This window comes from Kitasatospora setae KM-6054, from assembly GCF_000269985.1.
In the GTDB taxonomy this organism is placed as follows: domain Bacteria; phylum Actinomycetota; class Actinomycetes; order Streptomycetales; family Streptomycetaceae; genus Kitasatospora; species Kitasatospora setae.
Genome location: NC_016109.1, coordinates 4,017,352 through 4,034,987, shown reverse-complemented (window position 1 = coordinate 4,034,987; position 17,636 = coordinate 4,017,352). Strand labels below are relative to the sequence as shown.

At 74.4% G+C, this 17,636-nt stretch carries 14 protein-coding genes; 8 read left to right on the top strand and 6 right to left on the bottom strand.

The window, feature by feature from the left end:
- The first annotated feature begins 58 nt into the window (after positions 1–58).
- The 4 genes from KSE_RS17805 to KSE_RS17790 all read left to right on the top strand — a co-directional run bounded on the left by KSE_RS17805 (position 59) and on the right by KSE_RS17790 (position 4,058).
- Positions 59–1,000: a hypothetical protein gene (locus KSE_RS17805; protein ID WP_014136719.1), complete on the top strand. Its 942-nt coding sequence runs from the start codon at positions 59–61 to the stop codon at positions 998–1,000.
- A gap of 72 nt (positions 1,001–1,072) precedes the next feature.
- Positions 1,073–2,473, top strand: a complete 1,401-nt coding sequence (locus tag KSE_RS17800) for an MFS transporter (protein WP_014136718.1) — start codon at positions 1,073–1,075, stop codon at positions 2,471–2,473.
- Positions 2,474–2,550: 77 nt separating this feature from the next.
- Positions 2,551–3,366: an endonuclease III gene (nth, locus tag KSE_RS17795; protein WP_014136717.1), complete on the top strand. Its 816-nt coding sequence runs from the start codon at positions 2,551–2,553 to the stop codon at positions 3,364–3,366.
- Complete coding sequence (locus tag KSE_RS17790) at positions 3,363–4,058, top strand: NUDIX hydrolase (protein WP_014136716.1); 696 nt, start codon at positions 3,363–3,365, stop codon at positions 4,056–4,058. Before nth ends, KSE_RS17790 begins: the two co-directional genes overlap by 4 nt.
- Positions 4,059–4,073: 15 nt before the next feature.
- Here KSE_RS17790 and KSE_RS17785 read toward each other — a convergent pair whose 3' ends face one another.
- A complete protein-coding gene (locus KSE_RS17785; protein WP_014136715.1) occupies positions 4,074–4,862 on the bottom strand; it encodes a DUF4389 domain-containing protein in 789 nt (262 codons plus the stop codon).
- A 162-nt stretch (positions 4,863–5,024) separates the two neighbouring features.
- Here KSE_RS17785 and KSE_RS17780 point away from each other — a divergent pair, with 162 nt between their 5' ends.
- Both KSE_RS17780 and KSE_RS17775 read left to right on the top strand, forming a co-directional pair.
- Complete coding sequence (locus tag KSE_RS17780) at positions 5,025–6,209, top strand: MarP family serine protease (RefSeq protein WP_014136714.1); 1,185 nt, start codon at positions 5,025–5,027, stop codon at positions 6,207–6,209.
- Positions 6,210–6,358: 149 nt separating this feature from the next.
- A complete protein-coding gene (locus tag KSE_RS17775) occupies positions 6,359–7,057 on the top strand; it encodes a metal-dependent hydrolase (RefSeq protein ID WP_014136713.1) in 699 nt (232 codons plus the stop codon).
- Between the two features lie 457 nt (positions 7,058–7,514).
- Here the strand turns inward: KSE_RS17775 and KSE_RS17770 are convergent, their stop codons facing one another.
- From KSE_RS17770 to nhaA, 3 genes are all read right to left on the bottom strand, one after another.
- Positions 7,515–8,483 carry an alpha/beta fold hydrolase gene (locus KSE_RS17770; protein WP_081539459.1) on the bottom strand — a complete coding sequence of 323 codons (969 nt, stop codon included), beginning with the start codon at positions 8,481–8,483 and terminating at the stop codon, positions 7,515–7,517.
- A 77-nt stretch (positions 8,484–8,560) separates the two neighbouring features.
- The gene (locus tag KSE_RS17765; RefSeq protein WP_014136711.1) at positions 8,561–9,031 is read right to left on the bottom strand and encodes a phage holin family protein; all 471 of its coding nucleotides are present in this window, start codon (positions 9,029–9,031) and stop codon (positions 8,561–8,563) included.
- 129 nt (positions 9,032–9,160) lie between these two features.
- Positions 9,161–10,453: a Na+/H+ antiporter NhaA gene (gene nhaA / locus KSE_RS17760; RefSeq protein ID WP_014136710.1), complete on the bottom strand. Its 1,293-nt coding sequence runs from the start codon at positions 10,451–10,453 to the stop codon at positions 9,161–9,163.
- Positions 10,454–10,800: 347 nt separating this feature from the next.
- On the opposite strand from nhaA, the gene KSE_RS17755 reads away from it, so the two are divergent.
- The gene (locus KSE_RS17755) at positions 10,801–11,940 is read left to right on the top strand and encodes a serine hydrolase domain-containing protein (protein WP_014136709.1); all 1,140 of its coding nucleotides are present in this window, start codon (positions 10,801–10,803) and stop codon (positions 11,938–11,940) included.
- A 109-nt stretch (positions 11,941–12,049) separates the two neighbouring features.
- Here the strand turns inward: KSE_RS17755 and acs are convergent, their stop codons facing one another.
- Positions 12,050–14,005, bottom strand: coding sequence for an acetate--CoA ligase (gene acs / locus KSE_RS17750; RefSeq protein WP_014136708.1), 1,956 nt, complete (start codon positions 14,003–14,005; stop codon positions 12,050–12,052).
- 404 nt (positions 14,006–14,409) lie between these two features.
- On the opposite strand from acs, the gene KSE_RS17745 reads away from it, so the two are divergent.
- The gene (locus KSE_RS17745) at positions 14,410–14,871 is read left to right on the top strand and encodes a C40 family peptidase (RefSeq protein WP_051055272.1); all 462 of its coding nucleotides are present in this window, start codon (positions 14,410–14,412) and stop codon (positions 14,869–14,871) included.
- 61 nt (positions 14,872–14,932) lie between these two features.
- On the opposite strand, the gene KSE_RS17740 is transcribed toward KSE_RS17745, so the two are convergent.
- Positions 14,933–17,269 carry a SulP family inorganic anion transporter gene (locus KSE_RS17740; RefSeq protein WP_014136706.1) on the bottom strand — a complete coding sequence of 779 codons (2,337 nt, stop codon included), beginning with the start codon at positions 17,267–17,269 and terminating at the stop codon, positions 14,933–14,935.
- Positions 17,270–17,636: the final 367 nt, after the last annotated feature.

Here is a 17,636-nt window from a genome sequence, read left to right as displayed (position 1 = left end):
GTCGGAACGCCCCGGAACCTCCGGGAGCGACCCCGCGCCACACCCACGGGAGCGCACCATGAACACCGCCCTCAAGGTCACCGTCTTCACCGCCGGCCTCGCCGCCGCCTTCACCGCCGCCTACGGCGTCGGCCACGCGGTCGGCCCCGCCCCGGCCCCCGCCCGGCCGCACGCCGCCCACGCCGCGCACGGCGCCCAGGGCGAGGAGCCCGCGGCCGCCCGCGGCGACCACCAGGTCGGCGGCCTGCAGATCGCCGACCGCGGCTACGTCCTCAGTCTGCAGCGCACGATCGTCCCGGCCGGCGGCCCGACCGAGCTGAGCTTCCGCGTCCTCGCCCCGGACGGGAGCCCGCTCACCGAATACCGGCCGTCGCACGAGAAGGAGCTGCACCTGATCGTCGCCAACCGCGACCTCACCGACTTCCAGCACCTGCACCCCGTCCGCGCCGCCGACGGCACCTGGACCGCCCCGGCGACCCTCCCCGAGGCCGGCGACTACCGGGTCTTCGCCGACTTCACCCCGGCCGCCGAGACCGACCCGCTCACCCTCGGCGCCGACCTGCGCGCCGCCGGCGACTACCGTCCGGCGGCCCTCCCGCAGACCGGCCGCACCGTCACCGTCGACGGCTACACCCTCACCCTCGCCGGCGAGCTGACCCCCGGGCGGCCCGGCCGCCTCGCCTTCACCGTCTCCCGGGACGGCCGCCCGGTCACCGACCTCGACCCCTACCTCGCCGCGTACGGCCACCTGGTCGTCCTGCGGGCCGGCGACCTCGGCTACCTGCACGTCCACCCCGAGGGCGCGCCCGGCGACGGCGCCACCGCCCCCGGCCCGGAGGTCGACTTCACCGCGACCGCCCCCAGTCCGGGCGAGTACCGCCTCTTCCTCGACTTCCGGCACGGGGGTGCCGTCCACACCGCCGCCTTCACCCTCACCGCCGGCGCACCCGCGCCCACGGGCGCCCCCGCCTCCGCCTCCGCCCCGGCCCACCAGCACTGACGGGCCCCGTTCGGCGCACCCGCCCGTCCCCCGCATACCCCCTCCCGGTATATCTGCAGAGGAGCCCCGACCATGTCCGACCCCAGCGCACCACCCGCACCGCGCCGTTGGACGGCGCTCGCCCTGATCGCCCTCGCCCAGTTCGTGGTCATCATGGACACCTCGATCATCGGCGTGGCCCTGCCGGAGATGCGCTCCGCGCTCGGGTTCTCCCAGGAGAACCTCTCCTGGGTCTTCAACGCGTACGTGATCGCCTTCGGCGGCCTGCTGCTGCTCGGCGGCCGGCTCTCCGACCTGTTCGGCGCCCGGCGGGTCTTCGCCACCGGCTGGGCGGTCCTCGCCGCCGGCTCGCTGCTGGCCGGCCTGGCCGGCACCGCGGGCGTCGAACTGGCCGGCCGCGCCGTCCAGGGCGCCGGCTCCGCGCTGATCGCCCCGGCGGCGCTCGCCCTGCTGATGGCGCTCTTCGGCCCGCGCCCGACCGAACTGCCCCGGGCCATCGCCCTGTACGGCGCGGCCGCCCCGGCCGGCGGCACCGCGGGCGTGTTCCTGGGCGGCCTGATCACCCAGTACGCCAGCTGGCCGTGGGTGTTCTGGATCAACGTGCCGGTGGCGCTGGCCGTGCTCGCCGCCGTCCCGGCCGTGCTGCCCGCCGGGACGGCCCGCCGCGGCACGGTCGACTGGCTCGGCGCGGCCACCGTCACCGCCGGACTGGCCGTCACCGTCTTCGCGATCGTCCGCGCCCCGCAGGCGGGCTGGGGCTCGGCCGGGACCTGGCTGGTGCTCGGGGCGGGCCTGCTGCTGACCGCCGGGTTCGTGCTGCTGCAGTCCCGCCGCCGCGAGCCGCTGATCCGGCTCGGCATCTGGCGCGCGCCGAACCTGGCCGGGGCCAACCTGGCACAGCTGCTGATGGCGGCGGCCTGGATCCCGATGTGGTTCTTCCTCAACCTCTACCTGCAGCAGGTGCTCGGCCTGGGGGCCTTCGCCTCGGGCGCGGCGCTGCTCCCGATGACCGCCGCGATCATGCTGATGATGATCGTGCTGGCGCCCCGGCTGATCGCCCGCTTCGGCCCCAAGCCCCTGGTCGTCACCGGCCTCGCCGCCCTCGCGGCCGGCATGTACGGGCTCTCGCTGGCCTGCCCGGACGGCAGCTTCGCGGTCGACGTGCTGCCCGCCTCGCTGCTCGCCGCGGTCGGCATGTCGCTGGCCTTCATCCCCTCCCTCGGCACCGCCCTGGCCGTCCCCGACCCCGCCGAGGGCGGCCTCGCCTCCGGCATCGTCAACACCTCCTACCAGGTCGGCTCCGCCCTCGGCCTGGCCGCCATGACCGCCGTCGCCGCCGCCGACGGCGCCCGCGACCTCACCGACCCGGCCGCCCTCACCCACGGCTTCTCCGCCGCCTTCCGCGGCGCCGCCGCCCTCGCCCTCCTCGGCGCCCTGGCCTCCCTCCGCACCCTCCGCTCCCGCCCCCGCTGATCCCCACCGCTCCGGCGGCGGCCGGGCCGTGGCCGATTCCCGGCCGTGGCCGGGCCGCTTCGGCGTAGCCTTCGTGCATGGCAGAGAGCAAGGCCGCGAAGGCCGGGCGGAAGAAGCCCGAGACGCACCTGGGGATGGTGCGGCGGGCCCGCAGGATCAACCGGGAGCTGGCGGAGCTGTACCCGTACGCGCACCCGGAGTTGGACTTCGACGGGCCGTTCCAGCTGCTGGTGGCGACGGTGCTGTCGGCGCAGACCACCGACCTGCGGGTGAACCAGACGACGCCGGCGCTGTTCGCGAAGTACCCGGAGCCGGAGGACCTCGCGGTGGCGGTGCCGGAGGAGCTGGAGGAGATCATCCGGCCGACCGGGTTCTTCCGGGCGAAGGCGAAGTCGCTGATCGGGCTGGCGATCGCGCTGCGCGACCGCTACGACGGCGAGGTGCCGCGCACGTTGGAGGACCTGGTCACGCTGCCGGGCGTGGGCCGGAAGACCGCGAACGTGGTGATCGGCAACGCGTTCGGCGGGGCCGGGATCACCGTCGACACCCACTTCGGACGCCTCGCCCGCCGCTTCGGCTGGACGGTCGAGGAGGACCCGGAGAAGGTCGAGGCCGACGTGATGGCGATCTTCCCGAAGTCGGAGTGGACGATGCTCTCGCACCGGGTGGTGTTCCACGGCCGCCGGGTCTGCCACGCCCGCAAGCCCGCCTGCGGGGCCTGCCCGATCGCGCCGCTGTGCCCGTCGTACGGGGTGGGGGAGACCGACCCGGAACGGGCCCGGAAGCTGCTCAAGTACGAGCTGGCCGGTCAGCCCGGCCAGCGGCTGCGGCCCCCGGCGGACTTCCCGGGTGAGGCGGCGGCGGGCGCGGCGGGTGTGGGGGAGGGCTCGTGACGGCGCCCGCGCTGGTCCGGGACGGCCTGCCGGCGTGGCTGGTGCCGGTGCGGGAGGCCGCCGAGCGGGCGGTGCCCGAGCAGTTGAGCCGGTTCCTGCCGCCGGCCGAGGGCGGTCGCCCGTCCGCGGTGCTGATGCTGTTCGGCGAGGGCCCGGCCGGTCCCGACCTGCTGCTGATCGAGCGGGCCCGCAGCCTGCGGTCGCACGCGGGGCAGCCGTCGTTCCCGGGCGGCGCGCTGGACCCGGAGGACGGCGACCCGGCGGGCGGCGGTCCGCTCGCGGCGGCGCTGCGCGAGGCGGTCGAGGAGACCGGCCTGGACGCGTCGGGCGTGCAGCTGTTCGCCCGGCTGCCCGCGCTGTACATCCCGGTCAGCGGGTTCGTGGTGACGCCGGTGCTGGGCTGGTGGCGGGTGGAGTCGCCGGTCGCGGTGGTCGATCCGGCGGAGACCGGCGCGGTGTTCCGGGTGCCGCTGGCCGAGCTGGCCGATCCGGCGAACCGGGCGAAGCTGCGCCACCCGTCGGGGTTCACCGGCCCGGCGTTCCAGGTGGCGGGCCGGCTGGTGTGGGGCTTCACGGCCGGGGTGATCGACCGGGTGCTGCACTTCAGCGGCCTGGAGCGGCCCTGGGACGACCGGCGCACCGTCGAGCTGTCCGAGGAGGCCGTGACGCTCGCGCAGCGCCACGGCTCCTGACCCGGGGCCGGGCCCTCAGCGGTTCGGCGGCGCCGTGGTCGACACGCTGCCGCCGTCCTCGTACGAGTCCCAGTCGGTGGTGACCGAGCTCGCCGCCGACCCGATCACCCCGAGCACCAGGTAGACCACCAGCAGCGCCTTCGCGGGCCCGGTCAGCACCAGCGGCCGGGTCGCGGAGCGGGTCGGCTCGGAGTCGGCCGGGTCGCCGAACACGGCCTTGGGGTAGGCCGGGGTGAGCAGCAGCAGGTACGCCTGGAACCGCATCCAGTAGCGCAGCACCGCCGCGGTGGCCTCGTAGAGCGCCTGCGGCATCCGGCCGAGCACCAGGACGATCAGCCAGCTGACGAAGGACAGCGCCCACCAGCCGGTCAGCAGCAGGCCCTCGACGATCGCGGCGGGGATCGCCAGCAGCAGCCGGAAGAACACCGCGAGCCGGTTCAGCGGGCCGCCGGGGCGCAGTTCGATCCGGATCGGGTGGTCCAGGGCGTCGAACCGGAACGGCGGGTAGCGGTCGGTGAGCAGCAGTGAGGAGCCGTGCACCCGGGTCGCGTAGCCGAGGTAGCCGCTCAGCCAGTCGGCGGCGAAGCGCGGCAGCCGGCCGCCGAACAGGGCGCCGAACCAGCCGATCACCACGACGACGAAGGCGACCAGTGACAGCACCCACAGCACCACGTACTGCGGGACCAGCAGCAGCAGGCGGAGCAGGACGGTGAGCCGGTTCTGCGGGCCGGGCGGGGGCATGTCCAGGGCGGGCTGGAACTCGGTGCGGTCCACCACGGGGACGTCCCACCTGGGTTGTTCCACGGTTCGGCTCCTGATCGCCGGTCGCGCCGGCCGGCGCGGCGCAATGGTCGGATGGTCAGACCGTCCCAACTTCCGGGGCCGGGCCGCCCGCCGGGTTGACCCGATCGGGCGACCGCCGGGGAGCGCTGTCCCCCGCCTGGCGGGACGTGGGAGGGTGTTCGGGTGAATGTCCTGGATCTGCTGCTGATCGCCGCCGCGCTCGGCTTCGCCGTGTCCGGCTATCGGCAGGGGTTCGTGGTCGGCGCGCTCTCGGTGCTGGGGTTCCTGGGCGGCGGCCTGGTCGCCGTCCAGTTGCTGCCGCTGCTGCTGCGCCACCTCTCGCCGGGCACCACCGCGTCGGTGGTGGCGGTGGTGGTGGTGATCGTGCTGGCGGCGATCGGGCAGGCGGTCACCACGCACTTCGGGTGGAAGCTGCGCGGCCGGATCGGCCGGGGCAGGGTGAAGACCCTGGACGCGGTCGGCGGCGCGCTGGTCAACGTGCTGTCGATGCTGCTGGTGGCCTGGCTGATCGGCTCGGCGCTGGCGGGCACCTCGCTGCCCACCGTCTCCAAGCAGGTCCGCAGTTCGACGGTGCTCGGCACGGTGCAGGAGGCGCTGCCGGACAGCGCCCCGAACTGGTTCTCCGACCTGAGCCAGGACCTGGCCCGCAACGGCTTCCCGCAGGTGTTCAACCCGTTCGAGCAGGAGCCGATCACCGAGGTGGAGCCGCCCGACCCGGAGCTGGCGAACAGCCCGGGGGTGCTGCGGGCCAAGGGCTCGCTGGTGAAGGTGCTCGGCACGGCGACGGCCTGCGGCAAGACCCTGGAGGGCTCGGGCTTCGTGTTCGCCCCGCACCGGGTGATGACCAACGCCCACGTGGTCGGCGGCGTCGACGAGCCGACCGTGCAGATCGGCGGCACCGGGCAGCTGTACGACGCGACGGTGGTCCGCTACGACTGGCAGCGCGACATCGCGGTGCTGGACGTCCCGAAGCTGAACGCCCCGCCGCTGTCCTTCGCGGGGGAGGCCCGCTCCAACGACTCGGCGATCGTCGCGGGCTTCCCGGAGAACGGCGCGTTCAACGTCCAGCCCGCCCGGGTCCGCGGCCGGATCCAGGCCAACGGCCCGGACATCTACCACCGCGGCCAGGTCGTCCGGGACGTCTACTCGGTGCGCTCGCTGGTCCGCCAGGGCAACAGCGGCGGCCCGCTGCTCACCCCGGACGGGCAGGTGTACGGGGTGGTGTTCGCCAAGTCGCTGGACAGCTCCGACACCGGCTACGTGCTGACCGCCGCCGAGGTGCGGGAGGACGCGGTGCAGGGCGCCGGCGCCGCCGGGAAGGTCAGCACCGAGGGCTGCGCGCTGTGACCGGCCGGGCGCCGGGCCCGTCCCCGCTGGCGCCGAACACGCTCTGACGGACCGTCCGCCGCTCCTGGTAGCGTCGGCCGAGCTCACCCGAACGGCCGAACCGGGCCGCCCGCGGCAGGAGCCCTCCGGGAGGTCGGACACACGTCATGATGGGTCACTCGCACGCGGTCAGCGGCGCTCTGCTGTTCGCGGCCACCGCGCCGTTCGTCCCGCCGCTGATCGGCATGCACCTGCAGCCGGCCGACGTGCTGATGGGCACCGTGCTGTGCGCGGGCGCGGCCCTGCTGCCGGACCTGGACCACCACGACGGCACCATCGCCAACTTCCTCGGCCCGGTCTCCAAGGTGCTGTGCCGCTTCGTCGGCTGGGTCTCGGGCGGGCACCGGCACGCCACCCACTCGCTGCTGTTCGTCGCGCTGATGGGCGCGGGCAGCTGGGCCGGGATCACCTTCGTCGGCCGCTGGTTCACCATCGGCCTGTCGTTCTTCCTGCTCGCGATGGCGATCAAGGCGCTGCGCCTGCACCCGCCGGGCCACGGCGCCGCCTCCTGGGCGACGGTGGTCGGCCTGGCCGCGCTCGGCACCTTCGGCATGCTCACCTGGCTGCCCAACGCCCCGGGCTGGCTCCCGTACGCGGTGGCCCTGGGCACCCTGGCGCACCTGCTCGGCGACTGCCTGACCAAGCAGGGGTCGCCGCTGCTGTGGCCGCACAAGGAGCGCTACGAGATCGTGCTGATCAAGCGCACCGGCAACGACATGGAGACCAAGGTCCTGGTGCCGGTGATGACGGTGGCGACCTTCGGCCTGCTGCTGTGGTCGACCGCGATCTCGCCGGGCGTGCTGGGCTGAGCGCCGCCGCCCGGACGGTGCGAACGGCCGGGGCCGGTACGGAACTCCTCCGTACCGGCCCCGGCCGTCTCCGTGTCGGTCGGCCCTGCGGCCCTCCGCGCGGACCGGGCCCGCGCGGGCCGGGGGCGCTGTCACCCCTCCCGGCGGAGCCGGGCGCCGACCCAGCGGGCGCGCCGTCCGATGATCCTGGGAATGCCGAGCCGGTATCCCGCGCCGCGTGGCGTCCGCCCGGTGGGCTCGTCGGGCCACTCCGGCTGCGGGGCGTGCTGCTGCGAGCTGCTGCTGCCACGGCGGCGTCGGCGCGGCTGGGCTTCTCGATCGGGCATCCAGGTCATACCGGAGGGATTCCCCTGGGCCGCCCGGAGTAACCGCCGCCGAGCCCGCCGACTGGCCTATGCGCTTGTCATATGAACGCAGCCAACTGGACCGGGACGGGGGACGGTTGGCCCCCGGCCGCTCAGTCCCCCTGGTGCTGCCGGACCCACTCGATCAGCTCCGCGGTGAACTCCTCCGGGACCTCCTCGTGCGGGAAGTGCCCGACCCCCGGCAGCAGCCGCCACCGGTACGGCGCCGACACGAACTCGCCCGCCCCCAGCGCCGTCCGCGACAGCAGCACCGGGTCGGAGGCGCCCTGCACGTGCAGCACCGGCGCGGTGATCTGCTTCTTCATCCGCCGGGCGAACTGGATGCCGTCCGGCCGCGCCATCGACCGCATCAGCCAGCGGTACGGCTCGATCGAGCAGTGCGCGGTGCTCGGCACCTGGATCGCCTTCCGGTACGCCGCCACCGCCTCGGCGGGCAGCATGTTCGGGCCGGTCCAGGCCCGCAGGTACTCGCCGACCAGCGCCCCGTCGTCCGCGACCAGCCGGCGTTCCGGGATCCACGGCCGCTGGAAGCCCAGCACGTGCTCGAACGCGGCGATCTGCCGGCGGTCGGTCAGCAGCGCCCGGCGCAGGTGCCGCGGGTGCGCGGCCGAGACCACCGTCAGGCTGCGGATCACCGAGGGGCGCATCACCGCCGCCACCCAGGCCAGCGTGCCGCCGGTGGCGTGCCCGACCAGGTGCGCCTGCCGCTCGCCGAGCGAGCGGATCACGCCGGTGACGTCCAGCGCCAGGTTGCCCGGGTCGTAGCCGCGCGGGGTGCGGTCCGAGCCGCCCATGCCGCGCAGGTCCAGCGCGACCGCCCGGAAGCCCGCCGCGGCCAGCGCCGTCAGCTGGTGCCGCCAGGCCCACCAGTACTCGGGCCAGCCGTGCACCAGCAGCACCAGCGGGCCCTCGCCGAGCTCGGCGATGTGGAAGCGCGCGCCGTTCGCCGCCAGGTCCCGGTGCGTCCACGGTCCGGCCGAGCGGACCTCCCACGGCTCCCCGGGCGCGGGCGGGACGGGGACGGGAGTGGTCTCATCCACTGGCTTCTGGTCCAACGACATACCCGCAGCCTGTCACATCCGCACTCCTCGCACCCGCCCGGCACTCACCCACGCGCGCAACCGTTACCGGCCGGTGCTCACCGGATCCGGCCCAGCGCCCGGTCGATCTCCTCCTTGGTGGCCGGCCGCGGCCGGGCGTTCTTCAGCACCTCGGCGGTGGCCTGCGCGCCGGCGATGGTGCGCTCCGGCTTCTTGATCTTCTTGAAGTAGCGGATCATCATCACCGCCAGCAGCGCGGCGATCAGCACGTACGCCCCGCCGACGATGGTGAACGACCAGCCGGTGGTGATGCCCAGCGCCTGCAGGCCCCAGGCGAAGCCGAAGGAGAACATCGGGACGGCCGCCAGCGCCACCACGCCCGCCACCACGCCGGCCGCGGTGCCGATGCCGCCGCGCACCACGTCGGCCTTGATCTCGGCCTTGGCCAGCGCGATCTCGTCGTGCACCAGGCTCGACAGTTCGGCGGTGGCGTCGGCGAACAGCTCGCCGACGGTCCGCTCGCCCTCGTGCGGGGTGCGGCCGTTGGGGGGTGCGGCTCCTGCGGCCATCGGGAGGTCTCCGTTCGACGGGCTGGGGTGAAGCGTCCTGAGCGTGCGTCACGCGAGTGCGTGTCAGCTCAGCATCATGCCCCTACCGGCGAGTCGGACACCACTCCGGGTCCCCGCCCGGGGGGTGTGTCACCGCTGCTGTTGGTACACATCGGGGATGCCGTCGCCGTCCTCGTCCCGGTCCTCGTCCGCGCACAGCTGCCGGTAGTACCGGTTGCGCCGCTTCAGCAGCAGGGTGCCGACCACCGCGCAGGCCAGCGAGCCGACCAGCACGGCCTCCTTGCACAGCGCGGCCAGGTGGTGGTCGTCCGGGAAGGCCAGGTCGCTGATCAGCAGCGAGACGGTGAAGCCGATGCCCGCGACGGTGGCCAGCGCCACCATGTCCGACCAGGTCAGCTGCGGGTTCAAGGCGGCCCGGGTGTGGCGGGCGGCCAGCCAGGTGCCGCCGAAGATGCCCACCGACTTGCCGACCAGCAGGCCGATCACGATGCCCAGCGGGGCCGGCTGGGTGAACACCTCGCCCAGGATCTCCGCCGACACCGGCACGCCCGCCGCGAACAGCGCGAACACCGGCACCGCCAGCCCCGCCGACAGCGGCCGCACCAGGTGCTCGATGTGCTCGCCGGGGGAGTGCTCCTCGCCCTCCTCGCGGTGGCAGCGCAGCAGCAGGCCCATCGCCACGCCCGCCACCGTCGCGTGCACCCCGCTCTCGTGCATCAGCGCCCAGATCACCACCGCCAGCGGCACGTACAGCCACCAGCCGCGCACCCCGCGTCGGTGCAGGAACCAGAACAGCACCAGCCCGGCCAGCGCGGCGCCCAGCGCCCAGAACTCGATCCCGGACGAGTAGAAGACCGCGATGATCAGGATCGCGATCAGGTCGTCCACCACCGCCAGGGTCAGCAGGAACGCCCGCAGCGCGGACGGCAGGTGACTGCCCACCACCGCCAGCACGCCCAGTGCGAAGGCGATGTCCGTCGCGGTCGGGATCGCCCAGCCCGCCGGATGCCCGTTCGGCGCCGCCGCGTTGACCACCGTGTACAGCACCGCCGGCAGCAGCACCCCGCACACCGCCGCCACCACCGGCAGCGCCGCCGCGCTCGGCGTGCGCAGCTCCCCGGCCACGAACTCGCGCTTCAGCTCGATGCCCGCCACGAAGAAGAAGACCGTCAGCAGCCCGTCCTGCGCCCAGGACTCCAGCGGCAGGTTCAGGTGCAGCGGCCGACTCGGCCCGACGGTGTACTCCAGCACCGCCTCGTACGCGTGCGGCCACAGGTTCGCCCAGAGCAGCGCGAGCGCGGCGGCGGCCAGCAGCAGCACGCCGCCGACCGTCTCGGTGCGCAGCGCGTCGGTCAGGTAGCGGCGCTCGGGCAGCGACAGCAGGCCGAGGAACTGGCGGCGGTCGTCGGACGGGCTGGCCACGGTGGTGGACCTCCTGGGGCGGCGGCGTGCGGACACACGGGTGGTGCGGTGCCGACCAGACTTCCCGGCGCGCCTCAGGTTCTTGATGGTTCCTTGACATCCTACGGCGCGCGGCAAGCGGCCAACCGGTTCGCCCTACTGTATGGGGGTTCGGGAGGGTTCGGCGGGCGGTCCGCGGCGCGCCGGTCCGGACGGGTCCGGCGGCCGGCCGGGTCCCGAGGCCGGCCGCCGGCCGTGGCCGGTTGACCCGGATGGGTTCGGCCGGATGCGGACGATCCGCCGCGTTCCTAGGGTCGGCCGCAGAAGCGGGCCGCCGAACGGGCGCCCGCCCCGTCGTGGAGGAAGCGATGCCCACTCAGGAGACCGAACCCATACCGGTGCAGGCCGCGGGTCCGCAGGAGAGAGGAGCCGTGGGCGCCGACACCGCCCAGCCCCCGTTAGCCGATCCGGACCTCGACCACCTGCTGCGCCCGCTGTTCGCCGCCGCCGCGCCCGAGGGCGGCCTGGCCGTCGCGGTGATCCGCGGCTCCGAGCGCACCGTCGCCTGCCGCGGCTACGCCGACCGGGCCGGGGAGCGCCCGGTGCGGGCCGACACCAGGTTCGAACTCGGCTCGGTGACCAAGACCTTCACCGGTCTGCTGCTCGCCGACATGGTCGCCCGCGGCGAGGTCGGCTACGACGACCCGATCGACCGCTACCTGCCGCTCGGGGCGGTGCCCGGCTACCCGCACGAGCGCCCGATCACCCTGCTGCACCTGGCCACCCACACCTCCGGGCTGCCCCGGCTGCCGGTCGGCCTCACGCCCGCCGCGGTGCCCCGCTGGTTCACCAGCCCGTACGCCACGTTCAGCGCCGCGCACCTGCTCCGGGCGCTGCCCCGGACGCCCGTGCGCGGCACTCCGGGCACCCGGGTGCGGTACTCCAGCCTCGGCGCCGGACTGCTCGGCCTGGTGCTGGAACGGGCCGCCGGGCAGCGCTACCAGGAACTGCTGGCCGGGCGGGTCTGCGAGCCGCTCGGGCTGGTCGACACCTCCTGCGGCACCGGCCGGGACGAGACCACCGGCTACCGGCGCGGGCGCTGGATCCCCTCGTTCAAGGTCCCGGCGCTGCCCGGCGCGGCCGCGCTGCGCTCCACCGCCGACGACATGCTGCGCTACCTGCAGGCGCACCTCGCGGTGGACGCGGTGCCGATCCCGGAGCGGACCGGCGCGGCGGCCAGCCTGCGCACCGCGCTGCGCGAGGTCTGCCTGCCCCGGGTGGCCCGGCGCGGCTCCGGGCAGCGGATCGGCCTGAGCTGGCAGCACCGCCCCGCCGAGGAGGACCGGGAGGTGGTCTTCCACCAGGGCTCCACCGGCCGCTGCACCGCCTTCGTGGGCTTCGACCGGGCCGCGCAGACCGGCCTGGTCGCACTGGCCGGGCCGCTCGCCACCGGGCGCCGCCGCTTCGCCCAGACCGCGTACGACACGCTGCGCGCGCTGGCCGGCTGACCCGCCGGTCGACCTGCCGGCCGGCCCGTCCGCCGGTGGGTCCGTGGAACGGACCGGGCCCCGCTCCGCTGCGCGCGGAACGGGGCCCGGTGCGGTGCCCGGCGGTGGATCAGCCCTCGGCGCCGGCGGCCGGCAGCTGGGACTGGATCAGGTTCATCACCGAGGAGTCGGCCAGCGTGGTGGTGTCGCCCACCTCGCGGCCCTCGGCGATGTCGCGCAGCAGGCGGCGCATGATCTTGCCGGAGCGGGTCTTCGGCAGCTCGGAGACCACCTTGATCTGCTTCGGCTTGGCGATCGGGCCGAGCGTCTTGCCGACGTGGTTGCGCAGGTCCGCGATCAGCTCCTCGCTGTCCGCGGCGGTGCCGCGCAGGATCACGAAGGCCACGATCGCCTGGCCGGTGGTGGCGTCGGCCGCGCCGACCACGGCGGACTCGGCGACCGCCGGGTGGCCGACCAGCGCCGACTCGACCTCGGTGGTGGAGATGTTGTGGCCGGAGACCAGCATCACGTCGTCCACCCGGCCGAGCAGCCAGATGTCGCCGTCCTCGTCCTTCTTGGCGCCGTCGCCAGCGAAGTAGCGGCCCTCGAAGCGCGACCAGTAGGTGTCGACGTAGCGCTCGTCGTCGCCCCAGATGGTGCGGAGCATGGACGGCCACGGCTCGGTCAGCACCAGGTAGCCGCCGGAGCCGTTCGGCACCTCGCGGGCCTCGTCGTCCACCACGGTGGCGGCGATGCCCGGCAGCGCGCGCTGGGCGGAGCCCGGCTTGGTCTCGGTGACGCCCGGCAGCGGGCTGATCATGATCGCGCCGGTCTCGGTCTGCCACCAGGTGTCGACGATCGGGGTCTTGCCCGCGCCGATGTGCTCCCGGTACCAGACCCACGCCTCGGGGTTGATCGGCTCGCCGACCGAGCCCAGCACCCGCAGGCTCGACAGGTCGAACCCGGCCGGGATGTCGTCGCCCCACTTCATCCAGGTGCGGATCAGGGTGGGCGCGGTGTAGAGGATGGTCACGCCGTACTTCTGCACGATCTCGAACATCCGGCCCTGGTGCGGGGTGTCCGGGGTGCCCTCGTAGATCACCTGGGTGGCGCCGTTGGAGAGCGGGCCGTAGACGATGTACGAGTGGCCGGTGACCCAGCCGATGTCGGCGGTGCACCAGTAGACGTCGGTCTCCGGCTTGAGGTCGAAGACCGCGTTGTGGGTGAAGCTGGCCTGGGTGAGGTAGCCGCCCGAGGTGTGCAGGATGCCCTTGGGCTTCCCGGTGGTGCCCGAGGTGTAGAGGATGAACAGGGGCTGCTCGGCGTCGTGCGCCTCGGGGGTGTGCTCGGCGGACTGGCCGTCGACCAGCTCGTGCCACCAGACGTCGCGGCCCTCGGTCCAGGCCACCTCCTCGCCGGTGCGGCGCACGACCAGGACGTTCTCCACGCCGTCGACCTTGGTCAGCGCCTCGTCGATGGCCGGCTTGAGCGCGGACGGCTTGCCGCGGCGGTAGCCGCCGTCGGCGGTGATGACGAGCTTGGCGTCGGCGTCCTTGATCCGGGAGGCCACCGCGTCGGCGGAGAAGCCGCCGAAGACCACCGAGTGCGCCGCGCCGATCCGGGCGCAGGCCAGCATCGCGACGACCGCCTCGGGGATCATCGGCAGGTAGACGGCGACCCGGTCGCCCTTGGCGACGCCGAGCGACTCCAGGGCGTTGGCGGCCTTGGAGACCTCGTCCTTGAGCTGCGCGTAGGTGATCGCGCGGCTGTCGCCGGGCTCGCCCTCGAAGTGGATGGCGACCCGGTCGCCGTTGCCGGCCTCGACGTGGCGGTCCACGCAGTTGTACGCGACGTTCAGCTTGCCGTCGGCGAACCACTTCGCGAACGGCGGGTTCGACCAGTCCAGGGTCTCGGTGGGCTCGACCGCCCAGCTCAGCCGGCGGGCCTGCTCGGCCCAGAAGGCCAGCCGGTCCTCGGAGGCCTGCGCGTAGGCGTCGGCGGTGACGTTGGCGGAGGCGGCGAGCTCCGCGGGCGGGGCGAAACGCCGCTCCTCCTTGAGCAGATTGGCCAGGCTCTCGTTGCTCAACGCGCACTCCTCATCGAGTCTCAAATACCGGGGAACCCCGTGCGGAGGGATTGTCCCGTGTGTCCCAGCGCACAGCTCACCAGGCCAACGGCTCCGTTGACAAGAGCTGCCGGGAAATTGGTGTAGACCTTTGATCGAAGCAGGGCTCCGCCGCAGGTGGACGCGGGCCCGGCCGCCCGGCCGACCCTCCCGACGTCTTCCCGTCCCCCGGGCCGGTCAATCCCGCACGGTGCCTTGACGCCCCGGCTCGCCGGTACTCCACTGCGAGTGAGCATGCCATCACCGTGCGAGACGAAGACGGGGGTACCACCATGCCCGACACCCCTTCCCCCCTCCCTCTCCCCACTCCTTCCTCCGGTCCTTCCTCCTCCGCGCCCCTCCCCGGCGACTTCGCGGTCGTCCGGATGGGCGGTAGTAGCGGCCGGCTGATCCGGATCGGCCAGTTCCTCAACGGCGACGGCTTCGCCGACTACGAGCACGCCTTCGTGTGCGTCGGCGACGGACAGCTCGTCGAGGCCCAGCCCGGCGGCGCGGTGCTCCGCCCGCTCTCCGAGTACGACGGCCGCCCGGCGCTCTGGTCCACCGGGCGGATCCCGCTCACCGATGAGCAGCGCGCTGCCGTTGCCGCGGCCGCCCGCTCCTGCCTCGGCACCCCCTACAGCTTCGCCGACTACCTGGCCCTCGCCGCCGTCCGACTGCACCTGCCGGGCGGCGCCCCGCTACGGCGCTTCGTCGCCAGCACCAAGCACATGATCTGCTCCCAACTCGTCGACCAGTGCTACCAGGACGCCGGGGTCCACCTCTTCACCGACCACCGCTGGCCCGGCTACGTGACCCCGGCCGACCTGGCCCGGCTGCTCTCCTGAGCCTGGCTGTTCTCCTGGCCCCGGCCACCGTTCCTGTCGGTGGCGGCCGGGGCGGCGGTGCTCAGGCCGCCAGGTCCTGCTCCGGCTCGACCCGCGCGTGCACCGGGGCGAAGCGGCCGGTCCGGGCGTCCAGCACGTACGCCTGCGCCGTCGCGAAGTCGAAGTACATCCCGACCAGCCGCAGCGAGCCGTCCGCTACCCGGCGCTCCACCGCCGGGTTGGCCAGCAGTTGGTCGAGCTGCTGCACCACGTTGGTGACGCAGAGCTGCTCCACCACGTCCACCGCGGGGCGGCCCTCGAACTCGGCGGGGGCGCGCCGCAGGCGGTCCAGCGAGCTGCGGCCGTTGCGCAGCCAGCGGGCCAGCGCACTGGGTGGCCCGGCCGCCTCGGTGACGCCGTCCAGCAGGGCCTTCATCGCCCCGCAGCCGGAGTGCCCGCAGACCGTGATCGAGGCGACCTCCAGGACCTCCACCGCGTACTGGACGGCGGCGGCCACCGAGTCGTCCGCCGCGCCCGGCTCGTAGGGGGCGGGCACCAGGTTGCCGACGTTGCGGACGGTGAACAGGTCACCCGGGCCGGAGCTGGTGATCATGCTCGTGACCATCCGGGAGTCCGCGCAGGTCAGGAAGAGCTGCGACGGCGTCTGCCCGTCCCGGGCCAGCCGGGCGAGCTCCTGGCGGACCAGCGGGGCGGTGTGCAGCTGGAAGCCGCGGACGCCGTCGAGCAGGCGCACGTGCGGGTCGTCCTCGTTCTGCTCGATGCAGTGGTGGCCGACCCAGGGCGTCCAGGCCCGGCAGCGGTGCGGCCCCGGCGAGCTGCCCACGCGGACGGTGCCGTCCGGGTCCAGCACGTCCTTCGACTGGCGCTCCGTCACCATCGCGACCTGCGCGCCGGTCGCCTGGTGGCCGGAGCGCCAGGCGTGCAGCGCCTCGAACGCGGCGTGGTCCAGGAACGAGCCGTCGTGGTGGACCGTCACCCCCGCCCCGGCCGGGATCCGGCCCAGCGCCCGGCTCAGCTTGGGCACGGCGGCGAACGTCAGCGGGCCGTGGGTGCGGACGGTGTACGAGCCGTCGTCCCCGGCCAGCACGTCGACGTGCGCGCGGGTCAGCCGGTAGAGGGCGAGCAGCATGGCGACCGAGCCGCCGAGCAGCACCCCGAGCGGGACGCCGAGCAGCACCACCCCGAGCACGGTGGCCAGGTACACCGGGAACTCGCGGTGCCGGTGCACCCGGCGGATGTGCGCGAAGCTCACCATCTGCACGCCGACCACCAGCACCAGCGCGGCCAGCGCGGCCAGCGGGATCCGCCGCAGTCCGGCGGTCAGCGCCAGCGCGGCGACCAGCACCCAGCAGCCGTGCAGCACCGCGGAGGCCCGGGTGGCCGCGCCGGCCTGCACGTTGGCCGTGGAGCGGACGGCGCCGCCGGCCACCGGCAGGCCGCCGAGCAGCCCGGAGAACAGGTTGGAGGCGCCCTGCGCGCGCAGCTCGCGGTCCAGGTCGCCGCTGCGGCGGGTCATCCGGTCGACCGCGACGGAGGACAGCAGCGACTCCACGCCGGCCACCGCGGCGACCGTCAGGACCAAGCCGAGCAGCGCCGCCCAGTGGCCGGACAGCAGCGCGAGCGGTGGCAGCGCGAAGAACTGGTGGTGCTCCCAGACCGGGAGCTCGACCCGGGCCAGCCGCAGTTCGGCGATCAGCGACAGCGTGGTGGCGGCGGCCACCGCGATCAGCGCGGCGGGCAGCCGGGCCAGCCGGGCGCCGATCCGGCCGGCCGCCCCCGGCAGCCGGTCCAGCCGTGGCCAGCCGTACAGGATCGCCAGCGCGAGCAGGCCGACCAGCAGCGCCGGCGGGTGCGGCCCGGCCAGCTCGCCCGGCAGCGAGAGCAGGTCGGCCAGCGCCGAACTGTGCGGCGTGCCACCGAGGATGACGTGGAGCTGGGCGATCGCGATGGTCAGCCCGACACCGGCCAGCATGCCGTGCACCACGGCCGGCGAGACCGCGAGCGCGGCCCGGGCCACCCGCAGCGAGCCGAGCAGCAGCTGCAGCAGGCCGGCGGCGACGGTGACCAGGCAGGCGGTCGACCAGCCGTACTGGGCGATCACCCCGGCGGTGACCACCGTCAGCGCCGCGGACGGGCCGCTGACCTGGAGGTGGGTGCCGCCGAGGAAGCCGGCCACCAGGCCGCCGACGGCGGCGGCGACCAGGCCGGCCGTCAGCGGGGCGCCGGTGGCGAGGGCGATGCCGAGCGAGAACGGCACCGCGATCAGGAAGACCGCGAGGGAGGCGGGCAGGTCGTGCGCCAGCAGGGTGCGGACCCGGCCGGCGGGCGCGCCGCCCTGCGGCGGGGCGTGGTCGGTGGTGTCGGAGGCGATGGGTGCGCTGGAGACGTCGATGGTCATGGGGGACTTCCCGTCTTCTTCCGGGGGAACGAACGCAGTCAGGTCCGGCGGGTGTGCCTGGTCGGATCGGCTGTCGTGGGTCACAGCGGGTGTGGCGGGTGTGGCGGACGGCCGGGGCGGGACAGCCGTGGTGGGTGACGCGAGGGGCGGCGCGGTGGCGGGCGCGCGGCGGCGACGGCCTGCGGCGACCAGGGTGCGGACACCGGTGCTCAAGAGAGGCTTCAAGAGCTGGTAAACCGAGAGTAATGGAACCTTTGCACAGCGTGTGCTTCGAGTGCCAGTACAAATAGGGGCGTTCACCACATCGTGTGGCACCCGGCCGGGGCGGGAATTTCCCGCCGGACCCGCGCTCGGGGCCGCTCGGGCC